This is a genomic window from Variovorax sp. Soil_C_19, assembly GCF_057657255.1.
In genome coordinates this window covers 92,240-114,265 of the sequence record NZ_JBDGIV010000005.1, presented here as the reverse complement: position 1 = coordinate 114,265, position 22,026 = coordinate 92,240, and the positions used below count along the sequence as shown (strand labels likewise).

Here is a 22,026-nt window from a genome sequence, read left to right as displayed (position 1 = left end):
CCGCAGTATCCCCGCCGGGCCTGGAAGGCCGCAGCAGTCATGCGGGCGCTGGGAGCGTTATTCGACTCTTGTATCGAACCGGGTTCGAAGGCTCCCCGAAGAACGCAACAAGGTTTTCAGGGAAACCCGAAATTATCGCAAACATTCGGCGCGCCGCCAAACTTCCAGCAGGATTGCGGGCCTTTATGTGCCCTTCCAAGGGTGTGGATAAGGTTTTGACAAGTTAGAATGCAGGCCGCTTGCAGCAGAGAATATCCACAATACATATACCAAAAAATGGACGAGGGACGCACTACTTTTACAAGCACCCATGTCGACTGACGGCATCGGTGAAAGCCTCTGGCAGGCCTGTGTCGACCAGCTCGCCCAAGAGCTGTCCGAGCAGCAATTCAACACCTGGATCAAGCCCCTGACGGCGCAGGTCGCGGACGATCTCTCGCGCATGACGGTGTTTGTGGCGAACCGCTTCAAGCTCGACTGGATCCGGGCCCAGTACGCCGGCAAGATCGCCGCCATGGCCGAGAAGATGTACGGCCAGCCTGTCACAGTAGAGTTAGCGCTTGCTCCGCGCGAGGCGCCCGTGCGTTCTGTACCGGTCGCGGTGCTGGCCGAAACCGATGTGCCCCGCGACGTGGCCGGCCCCGGCGAGGAGCCGGCCGCTGCCGGCTTCAAGAACCGCCTCAACTCGGGCCTGACCTTCGACACGCTGGTCGAGGGCACAGCCAACCGCATGGCGCGCGCCGCGGCCATGCACGTGGCCGGCATGCCGGGTCACCTGTACAACCCACTGTTCATCTATGGCGGCGTGGGGCTGGGCAAGACCCACCTGATGCATGCGGTGGGCAACCGGCTGCTGGCCGACCGGCCCGATTCCAAAGTTCTCTACATCCACGCCGAACAGTTCGTCTCGGATGTGGTCAAGGCCTACCAGCGCAAGACCTTCGACGAGTTCAAGGAACGCTACCACTCGCTCGACCTGCTGCTGATCGACGACGTGCAGTTCTTCGCCAACAAGGACCGCACGCAGGAAGAATTCTTCAACGCGTTCGAGGCGCTGCTGGCCAAGAAGTCGCACATCGTGATGACCAGCGACACCTATCCGAAGGGCCTGGCCGACATCCACGAGCGGCTGGTCTCGCGTTTCGATTCGGGCCTGACCGTGGCCATCGAGCCGCCCGAACTCGAGATGCGCGTCGCGATCCTGATCAACAAGGCGCGCGCCGAATCGGCCGAGATGCCCGAGGAAGTGGCCTTCTTCGTCGCCAAGAACGTGCGCTCGAACGTGCGCGAGCTCGAAGGCGCACTGCGCAAGATCCTTGCGTACTCGCGCTTCAACCAGAAGGAGATCTCGATCGCCCTGGCGCGCGAGGCGCTGCGCGACTTGCTGTCCATCCAGAACCGGCAGATCTCGGTCGAAAACATCCAGAAGACGGTGGCCGACTACTACAAGATCAAGGTCGCCGACATGTACAGCAAGAAGCGCCCGGCCAGCATCGCGCGGCCGCGGCAGATCGCGATGTACCTGGCCAAGGAGCTCACCCAGAAAAGCCTGCCGGAAATCGGCGAGCTGTTCGGCGGGCGCGACCACACGACGGTGCTGCACGCGGTGCGCAAGATCTCGGGCGAGCGCCAGCAGCTCACCGAGCTCAACCAGCAGCTCCACGTGCTCGAGCAGACGCTCAAGGGCTGACACGCGAATGTCATCGGAATGGCCGAAACGGCGCCTCGCGACAGCGGAGAATGGCACCTTCAGCGGATTCGAAGAGATAAAAGAGAAGAGGAAGAAGACATGATCGTTTTGAAGGCAACCCAGGACAAGGTCCTTGCCGCGCTGCAGTCGGTGGCGGGCATCGTGGAGCGGCGCCACACGCTGCCGATCCTCGCCAACGTGCTGATCCGCAAGACCGGCGGCCAGATCCAGCTGACCACCAGCGACCTCGAGATCCAGATCCGCACCACGGCCGAACTCGGCGGCGACGAAGGCAACTTCACCACCACCATCGGCGCGCGCAAGCTGATCGACATCCTGCGCACCATGCCGGCCGACCAGACCGTGAGCCTCGAGTCGAGCGCGAGCAAGCTGGTGCTCAAGGGCGGCAAGAGCCGCTTCACGCTGCAGTCGTTGCCGGCCGAGGACTTCCCGCTGGTGCAGGAAGCCGCCAATTTCGGTCCTGTCTTCAGCGTGCCGCAGAAGACGCTCAAGGACCTGCTCTCGCAAGTGTCGTTCGCAATGGCGGTGCACGACATCCGCTACTACCTCAACGGCATCCTGTTCGTGGCCGAAGGCAAGCAGCTGAGCCTCGTGGCCACCGACGGCCACCGGCTGGCATTCTCGTCGGCCACGCTCGACGTCGAAGTGCCCCGCCAGGAGGTGATTCTGCCGCGCAAGACCGTGCTCGAGATGCAGCGCCTGCTGTCCGACGCCGAAGGCGCCATCGAGATGCAGTTCGCGAACAACCAGGCCAAGTTCAGCTTCGGCGGCATGGAATTCGTCACCAAGCTGGTCGAGGGCAAGTTCCCCGACTACAACCGCGTGATCCCGAAGAACCACAAGAACAGCGTCACGCTCGGCCGCGCGCCGCTGCTCGCGAGCCTGCAGCGCACCGCCATCCTGACGAGCGAGAAGTTCAAGGGCGTACGGCTCAACATCGAGCCGGGCACCCTGCGCATCGCATCGAACAACGCCGAGCAGGAAGAGGCGCAGGACGAGCTCGACATCGACTACGGCGGCGACAGCATCGAGATCGGCTTCAACGTGACCTACCTGATCGATGCGCTCACCAACATGGGCCAGGACATGGTCAAGCTGGACCTCGCCGACTCGAACAGCTCGGCGCTTTTGACCATCCCCGAGAACGCATCCTTCAAGTACGTCGTGATGCCGATGCGGATCTAGACGAAAAGAAAACACAGCGCCTTGCGCAGACAGCCCGCGGCCCTCCGCGGGTTTGCGCTTTCAAGAGGCAGGAAAAACAGGCTCCCCGAGCCCGAAACATCCCGTGAATGCCGTGAGCGACAGAGGAATATCCGAATGAGTGCAGAAGACAACAAGCCCCAAGTACCCCACACCGAACCGGTCTACACGCCCGAGATCGAGGGTGCGGTGCCGATCGAGATCACGCCCGCCGACAGCAGCTACGGCGAAGGCTCGATCACGATCCTCGAGGGGCTGGAGGCCGTGCGCAAGCGCCCTGGCATGTACATCGGCGACACCTCCGACGGCACGGGCCTGCACCACCTGGTGTTCGAGGTGGTCGACAACTCGATCGACGAGGCGCTCGCGGGGCACTGCGACGACATCGTCGTGACCATCCACAGCGACAACTCGATCTCCGTCACCGACAACGGCCGCGGCATTCCCACCGGCGTGAAGATGGACGACAAGCACGAGCCCAAGCGCTCGGCAGCGGAGATCGCGCTGACCGAACTGCACGCGGGCGGCAAGTTCAACCAGAACAGCTACAAGGTCTCGGGCGGCCTGCACGGCGTGGGCGTGAGCTGCGTGAACGCACTGAGCGTGATGCTGCGCCTGGTGGTGCGGCGCGAAGGCAAGATCCACGAGCTCGAGTTCAGCCGCGGGTTCGTGCAGAACCGGCTGCTCGAGACGGTGAGCGGCGTCGAGGTCTCGCCCATGAAGGTCATCGGCGAAACCGACAAGCGCGGCACCGAGGTGCACTTCCTGCCCGACGCCCAGATCTTCAAGGAGAACGCCGACTTCCACTACGAGATCCTCTCGAAGCGGCTGCGCGAGCTGAGCTTCCTGAACAACGGCGTGCGCATCCGCCTGAAGGACGAGCGCAGCGGCAAGGAAGACGATTTCTCTGGCGCCGGCGGCGTCAAGGGCTTCGTCGACTTCATCAACAAGGGCAAGACCGTCCTGCACCCGAACGTCTTCTACGCCATGGGCGAGAAGCCGGCCGACACCTACGGCGGCATCCCGGGCACGCACATCGGCGTCGAAGTCGCCATGCAGTGGAACAGCGGCTACAACGAGCAGGTGCTGTGCTTCACCAACAACATTCCGCAGCGCGACGGCGGCACCCACCTCACCGGGCTGCGCGCGGCGATGACGCGCGTCATCAACAAGTACATCGAAGAAAACGAATTCGCCAAGAAAGCGAAGGTCGAGGTCACCGGCGACGACATGCGCGAGGGCCTGTGCTGCGTGCTGAGCGTAAAGGTGCCCGAGCCCAAGTTCTCGAGCCAGACCAAGGACAAGCTGGTGTCGAGCGAAGTGCGCGCGCCGGTCGAGGACATCGTCGGGCGCCTGCTCACCGACTACCTGCAGGAGCGCCCGAGCGACGCCAAGACCATCTGCGGCAAGATCATCGAAGCGGCCCGTGCCCGCGAAGCCGCGCGCAAGGCCCGCGAAATGACACGCCGCAAGGGCGTGCTCGACGGCATGGGCCTGCCGGGCAAGCTGGCCGACTGCCAGGAGAAGGACCCGGCGCTGTGCGAGGTCTACCTGGTGGAGGGCGACTCCGCCGGCGGCTCCGCCAAGCAGGGCCGTGACCGGAAGTTCCAGGCCATCCTGCCGCTGCGCGGCAAGATCCTGAACGTCGAGAAGGCGCGCTACGAGAAGCTGCTCACCAGCAACGAAATCCTCACCATGATCACCGCTCTGGGCACCGGCATCGGCCGCGCGGGCGGCAGCAGTGCAGGCGGCGGGGCCGACGACTTCAACGTCGCCAAGCTGCGCTACCACCGCATCATCATCATGACCGACGCCGACGTCGACGGCGCCCACATCCGCACGCTGCTGCTCACGTTTTTCTACCGGCAGATGCCCGAGCTGGTCGAGCGCGGCCACATCTACATCGCGCAGCCGCCGCTCTACAAGGTGAAGGTCGGCAAGGAAGAGCAATACCTGAAGGACGGCCCCGCGCTCGACGCCTTCCTGCTCAAGGTCGCGCTCAAGGATGCCAGCGTCGAAACGGGCGGGCCCAATTCGACCACGCTCTCCGGCGACACCCTGGCCGAGCTGGCGCGCAAGCACCAGCTGGCCGAGGCCGTGATCGCGCGGCTGCGCAACTTCATGGATGCCGAGGCGCTGCGCGCCATTGCCGACGGCGTGGCGCTCGACCTCGACACCACCGCTGCGGCCGAGGCGTCGGCCGTCGCGCTGCAGGCCAAGCTGCGCGAACTCAACACCACCGGCGTGCCGGCCGAGGTGAGCAGCGAGTTCGACACCCGCACCGACAAGCCGCTGCTGCGCATCAGCCGCCGCCACCACGGCAACATCAAGAGCAGCGTGCTCACGCAGGACTTCGTGCACGGTGCCGACTACGCCGCGCTCGCCGAGGCCGCCAACACCTTCCGCAACCTGCTGAGCCCCGAGGGTGCCATCGTGCGCCGCGGCGAGGGCGAGCGTGCCAAAGAAGAGAAGGTGGCCGATTTCCGCGTGGCGATGAAATGGCTGATCGGCCAGGCCGAGCACGCCACCGCGCGCCAGCGCTACAAGGGCCTGGGCGAGATGAACCCCGAGCAGCTGTGGGAAACCACCATGGACCCGACCGTGCGGCGCCTGCTGCGCGTGCAGATCGACGACGCGATCGAAGCCGACCGCGTGTTCACGATGCTGATGGGCGACGAGGTCGAGCCGCGGCGCGAGTTCATCGAGCAGAACGCGCTGCGGGCGGCGAATATCGACGTGTGAGTGGTCAGGTCGGCGCACCGCGCGCCGACACCCCTCAGCGCATGCGCATCGCCCCGCGCACGCCCATCCCGCCCTGCAGCAGCCGCGCCACGCGTGCCAGCCCGCCGGTGCCGCTCGCCGCACGGCCGACCAGCGCGCCGCCGGCGGCACCGGCCAGCAAGCGTTTCGGCAGCGAACGGCTGCGGCCCACGGTCATCAGCAGCAACAGGCCCGCGCCGAGCGCGGCGAGGTGCTCGCCGGGGAGGCCGGGACGCTGCGCATCCTTCGTCTTGATGGCGTCGATCTTCGATCCGATGTTCATTGGAAGCTCCTTTTTCGTGTCTGGACTTCCTCTTATCGCCCGCCATGCCGGTGCACCGGTGTAGGCGCGGGTCACCTGAAGCGCCCCGAAATGGGCCGACGCGTGCGTCTCAGGGTTTTCACATAGACGGCTGTCAAAAAAGGTTCTAACGCCCGTCACACGGGCGTCACCAGCTATTAAAACAATAGCTCTCAATCGGTCGGCGAGGGTCGTTCCTCGTAAACGCTATGTCTAGCCCGACTCTTGCTAAGCAAAATCCTCGACGGATTCACGTCACCCTTGATCGAGGACATCGAAGCAATGAACCTTATGCGTCTCCGGCGGCCTGCGGCTGCCTTGGTTATGGGCGGCACAGCAGCAGCATTCTTCCTGGGCGCGATGGCGTCGTCGGCCCACGCGTTCTCGAACCCGCCTATCCGGATGGCGCAGGGCGGCGTCGAATACATGTGCGGCGGCACGAGCAAGGCCGAGGCCGCGTTCATGCAGATGGTGGCGCCACGCTGGGCGGCCACCCTCGAGTTCGGCATCAACCAGAGCAGCCAGAAAGGCCAGTTCCCGGCACGCGCGAAGGTCGAAGTGCGCGAGAAATACTCCGGGCGCGCAGTGATGCAGGCGCAGTCGCAAGGACCCTACATGCTTGCGCGTCTCAATCCCGGCGCCTATGACGTGAACGTCACACTCGGGGGCCTGACGCTGACGCAGACCCTGACCGTGATCGCAGGCGTGCCGGCTCGCGCGGTCTTCCTGTGGCCGTCGAACTTCGACATGGCCTCGGTGCTGCCGCCGGAGCCCCAAAACCAGGCACTCGCGCAGACCACGGCCGCCGCACGATAAGCGCTTCCTGCCTTCGCGGCACCACGCCCCGTCTAAGATATCGGACACCGGGGGGCGTCAGCGCCCGCTATCCGGGCGCCCAGCGCTATAGAAAAAATAGCTGCAGGCGCGCCCGCAGGCGCCTTGAATCCACGGCATGCGACTTGCAGATACCGCATCCCGGGCAGTGCCCCGTCTTCATTGCCCCGATGCCGATACGTCCCTTGAGCGTCCTGACCGCGCTCCTGCATGTCTACATGGCGCTGCGCCTGCTGCCGGCGCTGGCCATGCTCACGCCCGCCTGGCCCTTGGCACTGGCGGCGCTAGCCGTTTCGGCGCTGACCATCCCGTTGCCTTTCGTTTCGCGGCGCGCCGAGCGCAGCGCGAGCGTCGGCCAGGCGCTTCGTTGGACCGGGCTCATCAGCATGGGCTGGTTCTCGTCGACCTTCGTGCTGACGCTGCTACGCGATGTGCTGCTGCTGCTCGCCTGGGTCGCAAGCGCGCTCGGCGGACTCGCGCTGCCCTGGCACGCGGTGCTGCCGTGGAGCGCGCTGGCGGTGCTGGCGCTCGGCACGCTGGCGTCGGCGATCGGCTTTCTCAATGCCCGCCGCACCGCGAAGGTGAAGCAGGTCGAGGTGCCGATCCGCGGGCTGCCGGCCGCGCTCGAAGGCTTCACGATTGCGCAGATCAGCGACATCCACGTGGGCCCGACGATCCGCAACGGCTACATCCAGCGCATCGTCGATGCAGTGAACCGGCTCGGCGCCGATGCGGTGGCGATCACCGGTGACCTGGTGGACGGCAGCGTGGCCGAACTGCGCGAGCACATCGCGCCGCTCGCGGGGCTGCGGGCCAGGCACGGTACCTTCGTGGTCACGGGCAACCACGAGTACTACGCCGGCGCGCACGCGTGGATCGACGAGCTGCGGCGGCTCGGGCTGAAGGTGCTGCTCAATGAACACGTGGTGCTGCAGACGCGCAACGTGCGCGGCGCACAGACCGACGAAGAACTGTTCGAGAGCCAGCTGGTGCTCGCAGGCGTGACCGACTTCACCGCCGGGCACTTCGATGCGGCGCATGCCAGCGACCCGCACCTTGCGCTCTTCGACGCGCCGCCGCTGGTGCACACGCGCGTGCTGCTCGCGCACCAGCCGCGCAGCGCGCCATCGGCAGCGACGGCCGGCTTCCAGCTGCAGCTCTCGGGCCACACGCACGGCGGCCAGTTCTTTCCATGGAATCTGTTCGTTCCGATGCAGCAGCCCTTCACCGCGGGGCTGCACCGGCTGCACGACATGTGGATCTACGTGAGCCGCGGCACAGGCTACTGGGGGCCGCCGAAGCGCTTCGGAGCGCCGTCCGAGATCACGCTGGTCACGTTGGTGCCGTCACGCGACTGACGGCCGCGCTTGCGCCAGTGCCGGGCGCGCAACTCGGTGGCGAAGTATGCGACCGTGGCCACGGCCAGCGGCAGCAGGTAGTAGAGCCCGCGATAGACCAGCAGCACGCCGAGCAGCCGGCTCTCGGGCACCTCGCTCGACAGCAGCGCGAGAAACACGGCCTCGAGCACACCGAGCCCCGCTGGCACGTGTGTGACCACGCCCGCCACTGCCGCCACTAGCAGCACCGCGAGCACCGCGTGGTAGGCCACTTGGCCCTGCAGCAGGACCCAGATCACGCTGGCGATCAGCGACCAATTGAGTGACGACAGCGCAAGCTGCAGCAGCGCCATGCGGAAGGTCGGCACCTTGAACGAATGGCGCCGCAGCCGAAGCTCATGGCCGCTCGCGAAGGCGCAAAGCAGCAGGTACGCGGCCGCCACCACCAGCAGCACCGCGCCGAGCACGCGCAGGCCCATGTTGTCGATGCGCCATTCGGGCGGCAGCACCAGCGGCCAGAAGCAGAAGGCGGCACCCGCGACCACAAGGTAGCCGAACCAGTTGGTCAGCATGCTGAAGCCGAGCACGCGCGTGATGATGCCGTTCGACAGCCCGAGCCGCGAGTAAAGCCGGTAGCGGAAGGCCACGCCGCCCACGAGCGATCCGAGATTGAGGTTGAACGCGTAGCTGATGAAGGTCACGCCCATCACCGTCCCGGTGCCGAGCGGGTGGCGCGTGAGATGCCGGCCCAGCAGGTCGTACGTGCTGTAGACCGCGAAGCTGCTCGCCGCGAGCCCTCCGGCCAGCAGCAGCGCCGTCGCGGGCAGCGCGCGCATGGCATCGAACACTTCCTGCCAGTCGATGGAGCGCGCCTGGCTCACGAGCAGCCAGGCGATCAGCCCGAAGAAGGCCCAAACCCCGATGCGGCGCAGCCACGGCCACCAAGCGCGCTGCGCGCCGACCCGGTCGCGGCCTAGAGCGTGCCCGCCGGGGGCGGGGGTCACGCCGCCTCCGTCGTCTGCTTGGCGCCGGCCTCGCCGGCCTCGGCACGCTGCGCCTCGCGCTTCTCGGCCAAGTCGGTGGCCTCCGCCAGCGTGAGCCGCGGCACCTGCCGCGGCAGCCAGCCGAGCCACGACGGATACCAGCGCAGGAAGTGGAAGATGAAGAAGCTGCGCACCAGCCGCCAGCCGCTCCATACGTCCTCGAGGTCGGCTTCGCCGATGCGCTTGCAGCTCTCGCGCATGAGCCGGTCCATGCGTTCCCAGAGCAGCTGGTTGAAGGCCTTGTCGCGCACGATCACGTTCGCCTCGAGATTGAGCGAAAGGCTCAGCGGATCGAGGTTGCTCGACCCCACGGTGGCCCAACGGTCGTCCATCAGCGCGACCTTCGCATGCAGCGGCCGGTCGCAGTACTCGTGGATCTGCACGCCCGCATGCAGCAGGTGGTGGTAGAGCATGCTCGCGGCGGTCTTGACGATCGGCATGTCGGGCTCGCCCTGCAGGATGAGCCGCACGTCCACGCCGCGCCGCGCCGCGCGCCGCAGTTCCTTGATGACCCGGTAGCCTGGAAAGAAATACGCATTGGCGATCACGATGCGCTGGCGCGCCGCGCGGATCGCGGCCAGGTACTGCCGCTCGATGTCGTTGGTGTGGCGGCGGTTGTCGCGCGTGACGAACATGGCCTCGACCTCGCCGACCGGCTTTTGGCCAACCGGCGGCGCCTGCTGGAGGCGCCGGCGGAACCACCGCGGCCCCTTGTCGCCGAGCGCGATCGCGCGCAGCACGAAATGGTGGATCTGCGCGACGATCGGCCCGCCGAGCTCCACCGCGTAGTCCTGCTTGGCCTTGGGGCCGAAGTCGAGCAGATGGTCGGCCGAATAGTTGATGCCGCCGACGAACGCGGTCTCGCCGTCGATCACCACGATCTTGCGGTGCATGCGGCGGAACACATTGAGCCGTTGCCCCATGACGCGGTGGCCCGGATCGAACATCCGCACCTTGACGCCGACCGAGCTCAATTCCTCGATGAACTCGCGCGAGAGGTCGGGCGAGCCGAAACCGTCGACCATCAGGTCGACCTTGACGCCGCGCTGCGCCGCCGTGCGCATGGCCACATGCAGCGCGAGTCCGACCTTGTCCTCGAACAGGATGAAGGTCTCGACGATGACCTCGCGCTTCGCCTGTCGGATGGCCTCGAACACGCGCGGATAGAACTCCTCGCCGTTCTCGAGCAGCGCGATGCGGTTGCCGCCGATCCAGCGCGCTCTATCGCTCATGGCAAGTCACTCGGCGGGTCATAGGTCGATCGTCGCCACGAGCGGGGCATGGTCCGACAGGTGCGACCAGGGTTTGCGCGGCAGCACCACGGGGGCATGCACGCCGGCGTTGCGCACGTAGATGCGGTCGAGCGGCAGCAGCGGAAAGCGCGACGGAAAGGTCTTCGCCGCCGCGCCGTTCGCCGCCACGAACACCTCGCGCAGCGACGCACCCGCTTCGAGTACCCGGTGCGCGCGGCCGCGCCAGTCGTTGAAGTCGCCCGCCACGATCAGCGGCGCATCGGCCGGCACCTCGTCGCGCACGATGTGGCAGAGCAGTTCGAGCTGCTGCTGCCGGTGCGACTCGGCGAGACCGAGGTGCGCGCAAATCGCGTGCACGTCGACGGTGCGCCCTGGCAGGCGCAGCACGCAGTGCAGCAGGCCGCGCTTCTCGGGCCCCGCCACGGAGACGTCGTGGTTGCGGTAATGCACGATCGGGAATTTCGAGAGCACCGCATTGCCGTGGTGCCCGCGCGGGTACACCGCATTGCGTCCGTAGGCGAACTGCGGCCACATCGTGTCGGCAAGAAACTCGTAGTGGGGCGCTTCGGGCCAGTTGCTCACCTTGCGCGAGTGGCGCGAATGCGTGCCGAGCACTTCCTGGAGGAACACCACGTCGGCACCCACGGTGCGTACCGCATCGCGCAACTCAGGCAGGATGAACTTGCGGTTCAGCGCGGTGAACCCCTTGTGGGTGTTCACCGTCATGACCTTGAGCGTGGTCGGCGCCGCGGTGGCGAGGGGAATGGGTGCGGATGACATCGGTCCTACGGTTGTACGTGGCCGCACAGCGCCTGACTGTAGGAACGCGCCACCTTCTTCACGGCCGGTCTGCTGCCTTTCGCGCCGCCACGGCCCGCTCCTACATCGCGGGCTGCCGCGCCCCGACACAGCGCCTGCGAAGAGCCTCCTACGGTGAATTCAGGGTCGTACAAAAGGCCCGCTTATCGCCAACCTTTCATCTCCAAGGAACACACCATGAACGAACGAATCCTCCGAGCGACGGCACTGGCCGGCCTGATGGCCGTGGCCGGTGGCGCGATGGCGCAGACGACGTCGATTCCCGCCCATCCGGACCCGGCGCTCGGCGGCCAGGCCAGCACGCAGACGCCCGCCGGCGTGGCCAATCCACCGCAGCGCCCCGACGGCAGCATGCCCGCGTCGCGCGAAGCGGTGAAGGCCGAAGCCCGTGCGCACAACCGCAACAACTTCAACAATTCGGTGCCGAAGGGCGAAGCCACCACCGTGGTGAACGGCCGGCCGAATGCCATGCCTCAACCCAGCGGCGACGTGTCGCGTGCACAGGCGAGCATGACGGGGCGTCACAGCAAACCCCAGTTCGGCCAGACCGGCGAGCGCCCGGACGTGCCGACGAATCCGACGGACAGGACCGGCACGCCCAAATAAGCGGGGCATCGCCGACGGCAGAAAAAAAGCCCGCGGCACACGAAGTGCCGCGGGCTTTTCTCGTTGGCGCGGTCAGCTCTTGGCGGGCGCCGCGGCGTGGCCATGGTGACCGCGATGGCCCTTGTGCGCATGCATGCGGACCGTCTCGGCGTCGAAGGTCTTCTGCTGGTCGGGCGTCAGCGCGGCATAGAACGACTTGGTAGCTTCGGCGCGCTTCGCGAACCTGGCGCTGCGCTCGGCATGGCGCGCCTGCATGCGCTCCAGCCGCTCGGGCGTGGTGAGCTTCGCGAGTTCGGCGCGGTCCATGCGTTGCGGGCGGGCGCCGGCCGGCGGCTGCGTCGCCGACGTGAAGCTGGCCCACGCGCTTTCCTGGGCGCCGCTGAGCTTGAGCTTCTCCTTCAGCGCCGCGAGATGCTGCGCGCGACGGGCCTGCATGCGTTCGATGCGCTCGGCGCGGTTCATGCGCTTGTGTTGTGCCTTGGGGGCAGCGCCGTCGGCCTGGGCCGTGGCGGCGGGCGGGCTCGACACGGTGGCGGGTGCCGCCGGGTTCTGCGCAAAGGCGCCCGAAGAGGCGAAGGCGGCCGAACCGAGCAGGCTGGCCCAGACGATGCGTTGGCGAAGAGAGATCATGAGAGTGCTTCCTTTCGAAGAAGTCTGCCGCCACAGGGCAGCAGATGGAAGCTAGTGTGGAAGCGCTCTGTATCGCCCGCGTGAGCCGACCGTGAGCCTGCGTAAAGAAGCATGAACGTCCGTGGCACGGCCCGGTGCGGCGCCGCTCACTTGGGCCGCGGTGACTTGAGTCCCCTGTCGGGCGGCTGCAGCTTGCCCGAGCGAAGCTCCCCGACCGCAAGCGCCACGGCGCGGGCCACGTTGCGCACCTCTTCCTGCACATCGGCGTCGGCATCTAGGGCATCGTGGCTGGTGGCATAGGGCGCGTAGTAGCCGATGTAGCGGTCGAGCCGGGCGAGCGCGCCGGCATCGACGAGGCCCATCCAGTCGAGCCAGTCCGACAGGTTGCGGCGCACGCTCTCGATGCCGGCGACGTCGCCGTGCACCACCAGGCCGTAGACGCGTCCGCTCAGGTGCTTGGGATAGCCCCAGCCTTCGAGTTCGAGCGCCTTGGCCTCCTCGGGTTTTTTGCCGTGGGTGCTCGTGGGATCGGGATTGCCGCCGTCGGCGCAGACCAGCCGGTCGGTCATGAGCTTGAGCGGGCTGGTCGACTGGTACCAGTGCGTGGGCGTGAACAGGATCACGCCATGAGCAGCCACCCAGCGCTCGTAGATCTCGTTCATCCAGTCGCCGGTCTGGCGCATCGAATGGTTCGGATAGCAGCTGCAGGGCCAATGGCACAGCGGCATCGCCGTCGAGACGCAGCCCTTGCACGGATGGATATGGCGCCCGAACTCGGAGGTAAGGAGGCTCAGGTCGAGCACGTCGGCCTCGATGCCGCAGCCTTCGAGCACTTCGCGCGCCAGCTGCACGAGACGCCAGGTCTTGGAGATCTCGCCGGGGCAGGTGCCGTCGTTGCGCGGCGAACCGTTCACCAGCAGCACGCGCGAGCGCGTCTGCGGCTGGCCCCAGGCCGCCTGTGCGGCATCGATGCGCGCCTTGGCCTCGAGCCAGTCGACCGAGAGCTCGTAGTCTGGGTCCGCGTAGCCGGGGCCGGCCTTGCGCGTGACGGGAGCCTTGCGCCCCTCGTCGTAGGCCTGCCAGGCGATGTGCTCGATGCGCTGCAGCGCGTCGCCCTCGGCCTGAAACGCCGGGTCCTGGAACGGCTGCATGAAGCGCGCGTGGAACTGTTCGCGCTGCAGTTTGGCGGGAGCCTGGCCCTTGCGGACATCGGGGCTCCCGCGCGACGGGGTCTTGCTGGAGGGCATGGCGCCGAATCTAGGCGCCAAATGGCCGCTGTCACGCCGCTGGGCTGCCAATCCTGAGTAGGCCGGCGACTACAGCGTCAGAACCTGCCGTGTTGGAAATCTTCCACGGCCTGCTTCACCTGCTCGGGCGTGTTCATCACGAACGGTCCGTACTGCGCGATCGGTTCGCCGAGCGGCTTTCCCGCTATCAGCAGCGCGCGCGCCGGGCTGTGGTTGGTGCTGCCCGCGCGCAGCACCACGCCGTCGCTGCCGGGGTCGTTGGCGAGAATCGCCATGCGCCGCGTGGGCACCTCGCTGCCCGCGATCCAGAGCGATTCGCGGTAGACATACACCAGCGCATTGCGGTCGTCGGGCAGCGGCTGCGCGAACTCTGCGCCCGGCGGCAGCGTGATGTCGAGGTAGAGCGGCTCCGTGTGCTCGCGCCGCACGGCGCCCTCGATGCCGTGGCTCTCGCCCGCGATCACGCGCACGCACACCCCGTCGGTGGTGGTGTATTCGGGGATCTCCTCGCTCTGGATGTCGCGATACCAAGGCTCGCGCATCTTGTCCTTGGCCGGCAGGTTGAGCCAGAGCTGGAAGCCTTCCATGAGCCCTTCCTGCTGCTCGGGCAGTTCGCTGTGGACCAGGCCGCGTCCCGCGGTCATCCACTGCACGCCGCCGTTCTGCAACAGACCCTCGTGGCCGGCGCTGTCGCGGTGCCGCATGCGGCCCGCGATCATGTAGGTGACGGTTTCGAAGCCGCGGTGCGGGTGACTCGGAAAACCGCCGATGTAGTCGCCCGGGTTGTCGCTGCCGAAGGCGTCGAGCATCAGGTACGGATCGAGCCGCTGCTGCATCGGCTGCTGCAGCACGCGCGTGAGTTTGACGCCATCGCCATCGCTGGCGGACACACCGGCCACGATGTGGTCGATGCCGCGCGGCGTGGCCACGGGCTCTGTCGGGTGATGGGGGTGGTTGGCGCTCGTCATGCCGCATCGTGGCACCAATGCCCCGACCGCGTCACGCGTGGGGATGTCGCGGCCACTGCCGCCGCTGCCAATAGCGGTACTGCCAGAGCGTCGAGAACCCGGCACGCCGATAGAGCGCATGGGCCGCTGGGTTCTGCGCATCGACCTGCAGGAACACGCGCTCGTGGCCACGCGCGAGCGCCGCCTGCGCGAGCCCCGCGAGCACGCGCCCGGCCAGGCCGCGACCGCGCTGCGAAGGCTCGGTTCGCATGCCGTGCACGCTGGCCCAGCCATGGCCGAATGCCATCGCACCGGCCGCGACGGTGCGGCCGCCTTCGCGCACGCTGGCGTAGAGCGAGCCGCTCGCACGCGCGAGCGCCCGCACGCGATGGGCACCGTCCACCGGATCGAAGCCTTCGCCAAGGAACAGCGCCGCCCAGGCCGCGTCGGGCGTCGCGTCGACGTCGGCCAGCCGCGCGTCCGCCGCGGCGACTTCGCGCATGCGCCTGGCCATACCGATCTGCACGCAGGTCGGCGAATCACCCACGTAGTGGCGGCGCTCGAGTTCGGCGCGCAAGTTGTCGAAGCAGGCAGCGTCCGCGAGCCGCAGCATGGGCACGTGCTGGCGGCGGTCGTAGCGTGCCTCGATGCGATCGAGCAGGGGCGCAAGGGCGGCCTCATGGTGAAGCGGCACAGCCGACTTGGCACGCTTGACGCTGCCTTCGTCGAAGGCCAGCAGCCAGCCATCGAGCTCCTCGACGGCCTGGGGCGACACGGCGGCCACCGTGGCGCGCTCGATGGCCTCGACGTCGTCGTTGTTCATGGCGTGGCCTCCGGCGCCGCGAACTTCGCGCTCGCCACCCTCTTCAGCAGGGCCTCGCGCTGGTTGCGGCTGATGCCGCGCACGCCCTCCGCGACCCATTTGACGCGCTCGGGATCGATCTGCCCGTCGCGCCGCCATTGCTCGAGCACGGCCTGCGGCTTGTGCAGCATGGCCGCGAGCCACACCGCCTGCGCGGGATCGAGCTGGCGCGCCGGGCGCTTGAAATACCGCCGCGAGGCCGCCTCGGCGCCGCAGAGGTTGCCGCCCCAGGGCGCGTTGTCGAGGTACAGCTGGAGGATGCGCGCCTTGCCCAGCGTTTGCTCCATCTCGACCGCATAGAGCAACTCGCGCAGTTTGCGCTCGGCAGTGCGCTCGCCGCCGGTCACCAGCATCTTGGCGAGTTGCTGTGTGAGGGTGCTGCCGCCGCGCGGACGCTGCCCTTCCTTCTGGTTGTCGTGGACCGAGGCGACGATCTCGGTCAGGTCGTAGCCCGGATGGGTGAAGAAGCGCTGGTCTTCGGCCGCGATGACGGCGCGCGCGAGCCAGCTGTCCTTGGTCAGCCTGGACGGCGGGCCGCAGCTGGTGCGCGCGTCCAGCATGGCCTCGGTGCCCAGCCCGTCGACGCTGAACTGGCTCACGGTCGGCTGGACGGTGAAGCTCGCCTCGGGCAGCATCAGCTGGCCGCGCACCGCCAGCGTGCCGCCGATGCGCGCGCGCTGCAGCTCGGCGAGGTCGGGCGCCAGCACCGCGTACCAGCGCGCGATCGGCGCGGCCTGGATGTCGGCGCCGAACTGCAGGTTTTTGAGCGCCAGCCGGCCGTCCCAGCTACCGCGCAGCGTGGCGTCCGTGCCCGCGGCGGCGCCGCGCGGCAGGGCTTCGATCGTGCCCGCCAGCGTGTTCCCGTCACGGCGCACCGTGGCGACCAGCGATTCGACCTGGATCGGCTGCGCGCCGAGCGCCGGAACCTGCGCGCGGCAAGGGGCGCAGCGCAGTTCGACCGCGCCCGCGGCGCCCTTCCAGGCCAGGTCGATGCGGCCGAAGCGGGTGTCGAGCGAGCGCCCGTCGAGCCGCGGCGCGAGCCAGGGGGAGGTGGCCAGGCGCACCGCCGTGGGCACGCCGACATCGAAGCGCAGCGGGCCGAGCTCGAGCGTTTCCTGCCACTCGCCCGCCGCGGGCGCCAGCGCGAACCGGACGATCAGGAAGATCGCCATCAGAGCCGTCAACACCAGGGCCAGCAGCCCGTAAATCAGAGAACGCAGGGTCTTGTTCACACAACTCTCACAGGGGTCTCGCTACCGTCACCGCTTGCCATGGACCGGCCGACCGTCCGCTGGCCGCCGCCCAGTACCAGGCTGAAGTGTCCGTGAAAGCCGTGCCTTCGGCATCGACTATGCGCTCGCAGACGCGGATCTTTTGTGTGCCGTGCCGTTGCGCAACAAAACAGCGCCACAAACGCGCCTCGGCATCGCGCTCGAGGCGCGCCTGTTCGATGCGGTAGCCCAGCGCGCGGTAGCAGTCGGCCGCGGGATGGAGCATGCGCGTGGGCGTGTTCACCGCGCGCATGACGATCACCTGCCGGCCGTCGGTCATGCGGCCGATCGCGCCCGGAAAGCGCTCGGCAAAGCGCTGCTCGACCTCGCCGAGCGCCATCGGCCTGAGCGGTGCGCCGTCCCACTCGCGCGGCCATTCGACCGGTGCCGCGGCTGCCACCGGCGGCGAGGGCGCGCGCAGCGCGTCAGCCGTCGACCAGGCGAGGCAGGCCAGCATCGCGGCCGCGAAGGCGGCCTTGTGGCCGATGCGGTTGACGAAGCGGTTCGCGAACAGCGCCTCAAAGAACCGTGTCGACATGACGTCCTCCCTGGGTGGTGATCAATCCCGGAGTCGACACTTCGAACGCGCCGGCTGTGGTGCGTTCGAGCGCCATCAGGCGCACGATGCCCGCACACACCGCGGCCAGCACGGCCAGCCCGAGCGCCTCGTGGGCCCAGGGCGCGAGCGGCTGCTGGGCGCCCTCGAACGCGACCAGCACGCTGTTGCGCGCGATGTTGCCGGCCAGCACCAGCAGGCCGACCGCCGGCAGCCGGCGCAGGAAGGCGCGGTCGCTACGGCGTGCCCACAGCGCGACGGCGCAGGCGGTGAGATAGCCGAGCCACACCATCTGCACGCCCGAGCAGGGCGCATCGACGATCACCAGCCGACCGTCGACCAACAGGCTGCTGCCTTCGCGCGCCACCTCGAAGCCCGGCGCCAAGAGCCAGCGGCTCGCCTCGGCGGTGACCACGCGCAGCGGATAGCCCGCGTAGAACTGCAGAGAGGACAAGAGCGGCAGCGCCAGCACCGCCAGCCCCGCGACAGGCAGCGCGGCCACGCGCCGCGGCAGGAACGCCAGCAGCCCGCAGGCCAACGCGAGCACCGCCACCAGGCCCGCCGCGAGCGGCGGCAGCGCGGGCAGCGCGCCCAGGCCGGTGTGCAACAGCGTCGCAAGCACGGTTCCTGCGCCCGCGAGTGCGAGCCATCCCAGCCGCGGTGCCGCACGCAGTTCGCGCCGGCATTGCCAGGCCAGCGCGGCCAGTGCGGCCAGCGACAGCAGGCCGAGTGGATCGTCGGAGCCGTCGCGCATGCGCCGGACCATCCAGGCCCAGGTGGGCGTGAGCGCGGCGAACTGCAGCGCGAGCCAGCCCGCGGCCGGCACGCGGTCGATGTGGATGCCCCAGTCCACGACGCGGGGATGGCGTTGGGCGAGTACAGCAAGTGCCATTTCGACTCTTCTCTCTTTCCGCGTTCAGTGGGTGAAGCGACGCGGGTCGCTGCGGCGGGCCCGGCGGCGCAGCATGGCGAGCATCGACAGCACGAGCGCGACCGCGCCCAGCGTCTCGGGCTCGGGCGTGCTCGGCACCTCGGCGCCGAGTGCGAGCTCGCTCACGCCTTGCGGCAGCGGCAACGGCTGCTTCACCTCGACGCCGTTCTGCGGCGCAAGGTTGCGCACCACCTTGTCGACGGCAATGAAGCTCGTGTACTGCGTGAGCAGGCTGTACCGGAGGCCGAGATCGGTGATGCGTTGCTTGAAGGCGCTGCCGCCCTCGAGCGCTTCCTGGTCGCTCAGGCTCTGGATGCGGTGGCGCGCCCACAGCGTGCGCAGGGCCGCGCTGTCCTGCCGCATGTCCGGATCGATGGCGAGTTCACTGCGGTAGGGGCCGCCCGCGCCCTGGCCCTCGACGATGACGCGGCCGCGCGGTTTGCCGCGCCATTTGCCGAACACGATCACCGGGCGCTCGCCGAGCACATCGGGCAGCGCCTGCGGTTCGACGTCGTACACGTCGAGCCCGCCGAAGCTGAGCTTCACGTTGGTGAGCACCGGCGACTCGACCATGCGCTTGAAGCGTGCGGCCTGCTCGGGCGCCTGCACCGGGTCGGTGATGATGAAGGGCTCGCCCATGCCGGCGCGCGCGATGCCTTCCATGAGGCTGCGGTTCACCGACGAGCCGATGCCGAACGCGAAGACATTGGCCTTAGAGAGATTCCTGCGCACGAGTTCGAAGGCCTCGCGCTCCACCGTGACGTAGCCGTCGGTCACGAGCACCACGGTGCGCGACACGTTCTCTTCCTTGGGCTCGGCGTAGACACGCTTCAGCGCGGGAATCAGTTCGGTGCTGCCGCTGCCGCGGTAGTTCTGGATGGTTTCGAGCGCCTGCGCGATGTTGGCGCGCGTGGCCGGCACCGACTGGGGCGAGAGCATCTTGTTGCTGCCCGAGAACAGCAGCACATTGAAGGTGTCGCTCGGCCGCAGGCCGCCGATCAGCCGTTCGAGCACCGTCTTGGCGGTGTCGAGCGGAAAGCCGTGCATCGACCCCGAGATGTCGACCACGAAGATGTAGTCGCGCGGCGAGATCGCGCTCGCGGCCACCGCCTTCGGCGGCTCGATCATCGCAAGGAAGAAGTTCTCGCTGCCGTCGTCCGTGCCCTGTCCCTTGTAGAGCATCAGGCCCGACTCGATCCTGTCGCCGGCGAGGCGGTAGTCGAGCACGAAGTCGCGGTTGTCCGCAGGGCGGCCGTCGGCCGCGAGCACAACGTCGGCGTGCCGGTCCGCATCGCTCTTCGTCACCGCGATGGCGTGGGTCGGCGAACGCACTTCCTTCAGGCCCATTGGCGTCTCGATGCTGGCCTTGAGGCTGAAGCGGGTGGCGGGCGCCACGCCTGCGCGCAACGTGGGCTGCGCAGCCCAGCCGGCCTGCGCGTTCTCCGACTGCGGGCTGTTGTAGCGCGGGCCCACGACCGTGGGGAAAACGAACGCATAGTTGCCCGACTGCGGTACCAGCAATTCGGTGTAGCGCAGTTCCACCTTCACGTCGTCGCCCGGCAGGATGTTGGCGACGTTCATCTGGAACACGTTGGGCAGGTGCTGCTCGAGCAGCGCGGCGGTCTTGCCCTCCTTCTTTGCGCTGTCGTATTCGATCTGCGCCTGCTGCTTTTCGCGGATCTGCGCGGTGATCAGCCGGTCGGCCAGGCGCACGTTGAGGCCGCTGACCGCAGCCTTGCTCGATCCCGGAAAGACGTACTTCGCCTCGATCGCGCGCTGGCCTTCGTTGCGGTAGGTCTGGGTCACCGTGACATCGGCGATGACGCCCGAGATCTTCACCGCCACCTCGGTCGCCTTGAGCGGCAGGCGGTCGAGCGCGGGATCGTCGCTTTTCACGAAGAAATACGGGCTCTCGGTCTTCGAGCGCGGCCCGGGTGCTTCCTGCGCATGCACCGGATGCAGGGTCAGCGCGACGAAGCCGGCGGTCGCCAGGCTGAGGGTCGCGAGCCAGAGCCAGCGGCCGGGTCGGGGGGTGGTTTGGGCGTCCATGGCGAGGGTGTCGGTGTCCGTGCGAACTTGCACAGCCGCCACTGTCGGCGTCGCCCGAGAAGGCAATGGGAAGGCTTCTTGAAGTCCGGAATGCGCGATGCAGCCTTGTGTGAAGTCCATGTGAAGTCCACCTGCGGCTTCGCTTCACACCGCCTTCGGAGGGCACCGCGAGCATCGCGGCTCCATTGACCAAGAGGAGAAGTTCCATGTCCCAATTGCTGAAGAGCCTGCAGGGCTCGATGCTCGTGAAGGTGGCGGGGTTGCTGTTGCTCACGCTGCTGCTGTGCATTCCGCTCGCGCGGATCGATTCGCTCAACCGCGAGCGCGGCCAAAGCCAGCGCGAGGCGGCCAACGAGCTTGCCGCCACCTATGCGGGCCCGCAGACCGTCGTCGGCCCGCTGCTGCTGGTGCCGTACGTCGAGCGCTGGCTGGAGCCGCTGCGCGATGCGAAGGGCACGGTGATCAGCCAGGAAGCGCGCAGCAAGGAGAGGGCGCACGTGGTGTTTCCCGACAAGCTGCACATCGAAGGATCGATGGCGCCGCAGGAACGCTACCGCGGCATCTTCAAGATTCCTTTCTATACGCTCGACGCCACGTTGACGGGCGCCTTCACGGCTTTCGATCCGGCCTCCGTGGCGCACAGCGAGACCGCATCGAAGATCGAATTCAAGGCCCCGGTCGTCGTCTTCGCCGCCAGCGACCTGCGCGGCCTCGACGGCTCGCCGACGATCGCGATGACCGGCGAAGCACTGCGCTTTCGGCAGCGCGTGCCTGGCATCGCGGGCGATGCCGCACTGGCCCGCGGCATCCATGCACCGCTGTCCGGCGCGGCGCTCGCCGCCTGGGAAGCCAAGGCGCCGATGCCCTTCGAGATGAAGCTTGGCCTGGTGGGCCAGGACACGCTCGCGTTGGTGCCGATCGCCGACGAGACCACCGCGCACCTGCGCTCACCCTGGGCGCATCCGAGCTTCGGCGGCCGGTTCCTGGCCACCGAGCGGCAAGTGACGCCGCAAGGCTTCGATGCGCGCTGGCGTGTATCGTCGCTCGTGACTTCGGCGCGCGAAGAGGTGCGCGCGGCACTCGGCGCCGGCAGCTGGAAGCAGGCGCTGTCGATCCAGAGCTTCGACGTTTCGCTCGCGCAGCCGGTCAACGTGTATTCGATGAGCACGCGCGCCGGCAAGTACGGTGCGCTCTTCATCGGACTGGTGATCATGGCGGCCTTCATGTTCGAACTGTTCCGCCGCCAGCGCATGCATCCGGTGCAGTACGGGCTGGTTGGCCTGTCGATCGCGCTGTTCTTCCTGCTGCTGCTGGCGTTGTCGGAGAAGTTCGCGTTCTGGATGGCCTATGCCGGCGCGGCCGGCGCGAGCGTGCTGCTGCTTGCTGTCTATTTCAGCGCCGTGCTGCAAAGCTGGCAGCGCGGCGTGGGTTTCGGGGCCTATGTCGCGGTACTCTATGGCGCGCTCTACGGGCTGCTGGCGTCGGAAAGCAATGCGCTGCTGCTCGGCGCCCTGCTGACATTCGGCATGCTCGCCATCCTGATGCTCGCCACACGCAAGGTCGACTGGTACGCACTGTCGGCCGGGAACCACCGTGCACCGGCGCCAGTCTCACCAGAGGCGGCGCCTTCGGTGTAACCAATGCAACTGACTGTTTTTTCTCACTT

The 22,026-nt window shown here is 67.7% G+C and carries 19 protein-coding genes; 7 read left to right on the top strand and 12 right to left on the bottom strand.

What is annotated here, in order from left to right; all coding sequences use genetic code 11:
* Window positions 1-310: 310 nt before the first annotated feature.
* The 3 genes from dnaA to gyrB all read left to right on the top strand — a co-directional run bounded on the left by dnaA (window position 311) and on the right by gyrB (window position 5,656).
* Window positions 311-1,690 (top strand): chromosomal replication initiator protein DnaA, encoded by a 1,380-nt coding sequence (gene dnaA / locus AC3A6R_RS12725; protein WP_487860756.1) that lies wholly within the window; start codon window positions 311-313, stop codon window positions 1,688-1,690.
* A 99-nt stretch (window positions 1,691-1,789) separates the two neighbouring features.
* A complete protein-coding gene (gene dnaN, locus AC3A6R_RS12720; protein ID WP_487860755.1) occupies window positions 1,790-2,896 on the top strand; it encodes a DNA polymerase III subunit beta in 1,107 nt (368 codons plus the stop codon).
* Window positions 2,897-3,031: 135 nt separating this feature from the next.
* Complete coding sequence (gene gyrB / locus AC3A6R_RS12715; protein ID WP_487864486.1) at window positions 3,032-5,656, top strand: DNA topoisomerase (ATP-hydrolyzing) subunit B; 2,625 nt, start codon at window positions 3,032-3,034, stop codon at window positions 5,654-5,656.
* Window positions 5,657-5,690: 34 nt separating this feature from the next.
* Here the strand turns inward: gyrB and AC3A6R_RS12710 are convergent, their stop codons facing one another.
* On the bottom strand, window positions 5,691-5,957 hold the full coding sequence (locus AC3A6R_RS12710; RefSeq protein WP_487864485.1) for a hypothetical protein: 267 nt from the start codon (window positions 5,955-5,957) through the stop codon (window positions 5,691-5,693).
* A gap of 279 nt (window positions 5,958-6,236) precedes the next feature.
* Between AC3A6R_RS12710 and AC3A6R_RS12705 the strand changes: the two genes are divergently transcribed.
* Window positions 6,237-6,791, top strand: a complete 555-nt coding sequence (locus AC3A6R_RS12705; protein ID WP_487860752.1) for a hypothetical protein — start codon at window positions 6,237-6,239, stop codon at window positions 6,789-6,791.
* 188 nt (window positions 6,792-6,979) lie between these two features.
* Entirely contained in the window at window positions 6,980-8,167 is a 1,188-nt protein-coding gene (locus AC3A6R_RS12700) for a metallophosphoesterase (RefSeq protein ID WP_487864484.1), read from the top strand.
* On the opposite strand, the gene AC3A6R_RS12695 is transcribed toward AC3A6R_RS12700, so the two are convergent.
* The 3 genes from AC3A6R_RS12695 to AC3A6R_RS12685 are packed head-to-tail and all read right to left on the bottom strand — an operon-like array spanning window position 8,092 to window position 11,222.
* Window positions 8,092-9,150, bottom strand: a complete 1,059-nt coding sequence (locus AC3A6R_RS12695) for a lysylphosphatidylglycerol synthase domain-containing protein (RefSeq protein ID WP_487864483.1) — start codon at window positions 9,148-9,150, stop codon at window positions 8,092-8,094. The two genes, AC3A6R_RS12700 and AC3A6R_RS12695, sit on opposite strands and share 76 nt — an antisense overlap.
* The gene (gene clsB / locus AC3A6R_RS12690; RefSeq protein WP_487864482.1) at window positions 9,147-10,421 is read right to left on the bottom strand and encodes a cardiolipin synthase ClsB; all 1,275 of its coding nucleotides are present in this window, start codon (window positions 10,419-10,421) and stop codon (window positions 9,147-9,149) included. Before clsB ends, AC3A6R_RS12695 begins: the two co-directional genes overlap by 4 nt.
* A gap of 18 nt (window positions 10,422-10,439) precedes the next feature.
* Window positions 10,440-11,222 (bottom strand): endonuclease/exonuclease/phosphatase family protein, encoded by a 783-nt coding sequence (locus AC3A6R_RS12685; protein ID WP_487860748.1) that lies wholly within the window; start codon window positions 11,220-11,222, stop codon window positions 10,440-10,442.
* A 216-nt stretch (window positions 11,223-11,438) separates the two neighbouring features.
* Between AC3A6R_RS12685 and AC3A6R_RS12680 the strand changes: the two genes are divergently transcribed.
* Window positions 11,439-11,867, top strand: coding sequence for a serine/threonine protein kinase (locus AC3A6R_RS12680; RefSeq protein WP_487860747.1), 429 nt, complete (start codon window positions 11,439-11,441; stop codon window positions 11,865-11,867).
* A gap of 72 nt (window positions 11,868-11,939) precedes the next feature.
* Here the strand turns inward: AC3A6R_RS12680 and AC3A6R_RS12675 are convergent, their stop codons facing one another.
* The 8 genes from AC3A6R_RS12675 to AC3A6R_RS12640 all read right to left on the bottom strand — a co-directional run bounded on the left by AC3A6R_RS12675 (window position 11,940) and on the right by AC3A6R_RS12640 (window position 20,360).
* Window positions 11,940-12,497, bottom strand: coding sequence for a Spy/CpxP family protein refolding chaperone (locus tag AC3A6R_RS12675; RefSeq protein ID WP_487864481.1), 558 nt, complete (start codon window positions 12,495-12,497; stop codon window positions 11,940-11,942).
* 146 nt (window positions 12,498-12,643) lie between these two features.
* Window positions 12,644-13,744, bottom strand: coding sequence for a flavodoxin family protein (locus AC3A6R_RS12670; protein ID WP_487864480.1), 1,101 nt, complete (start codon window positions 13,742-13,744; stop codon window positions 12,644-12,646).
* A 77-nt stretch (window positions 13,745-13,821) separates the two neighbouring features.
* Window positions 13,822-14,712 carry a pirin family protein gene (locus AC3A6R_RS12665; protein WP_487864479.1) on the bottom strand — a complete coding sequence of 297 codons (891 nt, stop codon included), beginning with the start codon at window positions 14,710-14,712 and terminating at the stop codon, window positions 13,822-13,824.
* 31 nt (window positions 14,713-14,743) lie between these two features.
* A complete protein-coding gene (locus tag AC3A6R_RS12660) occupies window positions 14,744-15,514 on the bottom strand; it encodes a GNAT family N-acetyltransferase (protein ID WP_487864478.1) in 771 nt (256 codons plus the stop codon).
* Window positions 15,511-16,785, bottom strand: a complete 1,275-nt coding sequence (locus AC3A6R_RS12655; protein WP_487864477.1) for a biosynthetic peptidoglycan transglycosylase — start codon at window positions 16,783-16,785, stop codon at window positions 15,511-15,513. Before AC3A6R_RS12655 ends, AC3A6R_RS12660 begins: the two co-directional genes overlap by 4 nt.
* A 7-nt stretch (window positions 16,786-16,792) precedes the next feature.
* Window positions 16,793-17,362 (bottom strand): hypothetical protein, encoded by a 570-nt coding sequence (locus tag AC3A6R_RS12650; protein WP_487864476.1) that lies wholly within the window; start codon window positions 17,360-17,362, stop codon window positions 16,793-16,795.
* Window positions 17,343-18,272, bottom strand: coding sequence for an exosortase Q (gene xrtQ / locus AC3A6R_RS12645; protein WP_487864475.1), 930 nt, complete (start codon window positions 18,270-18,272; stop codon window positions 17,343-17,345). Before xrtQ ends, AC3A6R_RS12650 begins: the two co-directional genes overlap by 20 nt.
* Window positions 18,273-18,296: 24 nt before the next feature.
* A complete protein-coding gene (locus AC3A6R_RS12640; protein ID WP_487864474.1) occupies window positions 18,297-20,360 on the bottom strand; it encodes a VIT and vWA domain-containing protein in 2,064 nt (687 codons plus the stop codon).
* Between the two features lie 206 nt (window positions 20,361-20,566).
* Between AC3A6R_RS12640 and creD the strand changes: the two genes are divergently transcribed.
* On the top strand, window positions 20,567-21,997 hold the full coding sequence (gene creD / locus AC3A6R_RS12635) for a cell envelope integrity protein CreD (RefSeq protein ID WP_487864473.1): 1,431 nt from the start codon (window positions 20,567-20,569) through the stop codon (window positions 21,995-21,997).
* Window positions 21,998-22,026: the final 29 nt, after the last annotated feature.

Bases quoted from the DNA above. Each gene is read 5' to 3' on its own strand.
- dnaA (WP_487860756.1), top strand. From the start codon at position 311: ATGTCGACTGACGGCATCGGTGAAAGCCTCTGGCAGGCCTGTGTCGAC.
- dnaN (WP_487860755.1), top strand. From the start codon at position 1,790: ATGATCGTTTTGAAGGCAACCCAGGACAAGGTCCTTGCCGCGCTGCAG.
- gyrB (WP_487864486.1), top strand. From the start codon at position 3,032: ATGAGTGCAGAAGACAACAAGCCCCAAGTACCCCACACCGAACCGGTC.
- AC3A6R_RS12710 (WP_487864485.1), bottom strand. From the start codon at position 5,957: ATGAACATCGGATCGAAGATCGACGCCATCAAGACGAAGGATGCGCAG.
- AC3A6R_RS12700 (WP_487864484.1), top strand. From the start codon at position 6,980: ATGCCGATACGTCCCTTGAGCGTCCTGACCGCGCTCCTGCATGTCTAC.
- clsB (WP_487864482.1), bottom strand. From the start codon at position 10,421: ATGAGCGATAGAGCGCGCTGGATCGGCGGCAACCGCATCGCGCTGCTC.
- AC3A6R_RS12685 (WP_487860748.1), bottom strand. From the start codon at position 11,222: ATGTCATCCGCACCCATTCCCCTCGCCACCGCGGCGCCGACCACGCTC.
- AC3A6R_RS12680 (WP_487860747.1), top strand. From the start codon at position 11,439: ATGAACGAACGAATCCTCCGAGCGACGGCACTGGCCGGCCTGATGGCC.
- AC3A6R_RS12675 (WP_487864481.1), bottom strand. From the start codon at position 12,497: ATGATCTCTCTTCGCCAACGCATCGTCTGGGCCAGCCTGCTCGGTTCG.
- AC3A6R_RS12670 (WP_487864480.1), bottom strand. From the start codon at position 13,744: ATGCCCTCCAGCAAGACCCCGTCGCGCGGGAGCCCCGATGTCCGCAAG.
- AC3A6R_RS12665 (WP_487864479.1), bottom strand. From the start codon at position 14,712: ATGACGAGCGCCAACCACCCCCATCACCCGACAGAGCCCGTGGCCACG.
- AC3A6R_RS12660 (WP_487864478.1), bottom strand. From the start codon at position 15,514: ATGAACAACGACGACGTCGAGGCCATCGAGCGCGCCACGGTGGCCGCC.
- AC3A6R_RS12650 (WP_487864476.1), bottom strand. From the start codon at position 17,362: ATGTCGACACGGTTCTTTGAGGCGCTGTTCGCGAACCGCTTCGTCAAC.
- xrtQ (WP_487864475.1), bottom strand. From the start codon at position 18,272: ATGGCACTTGCTGTACTCGCCCAACGCCATCCCCGCGTCGTGGACTGG.
- AC3A6R_RS12640 (WP_487864474.1), bottom strand. From the start codon at position 20,360: ATGGACGCCCAAACCACCCCCCGACCCGGCCGCTGGCTCTGGCTCGCG.
- creD (WP_487864473.1), top strand. From the start codon at position 20,567: ATGTCCCAATTGCTGAAGAGCCTGCAGGGCTCGATGCTCGTGAAGGTG.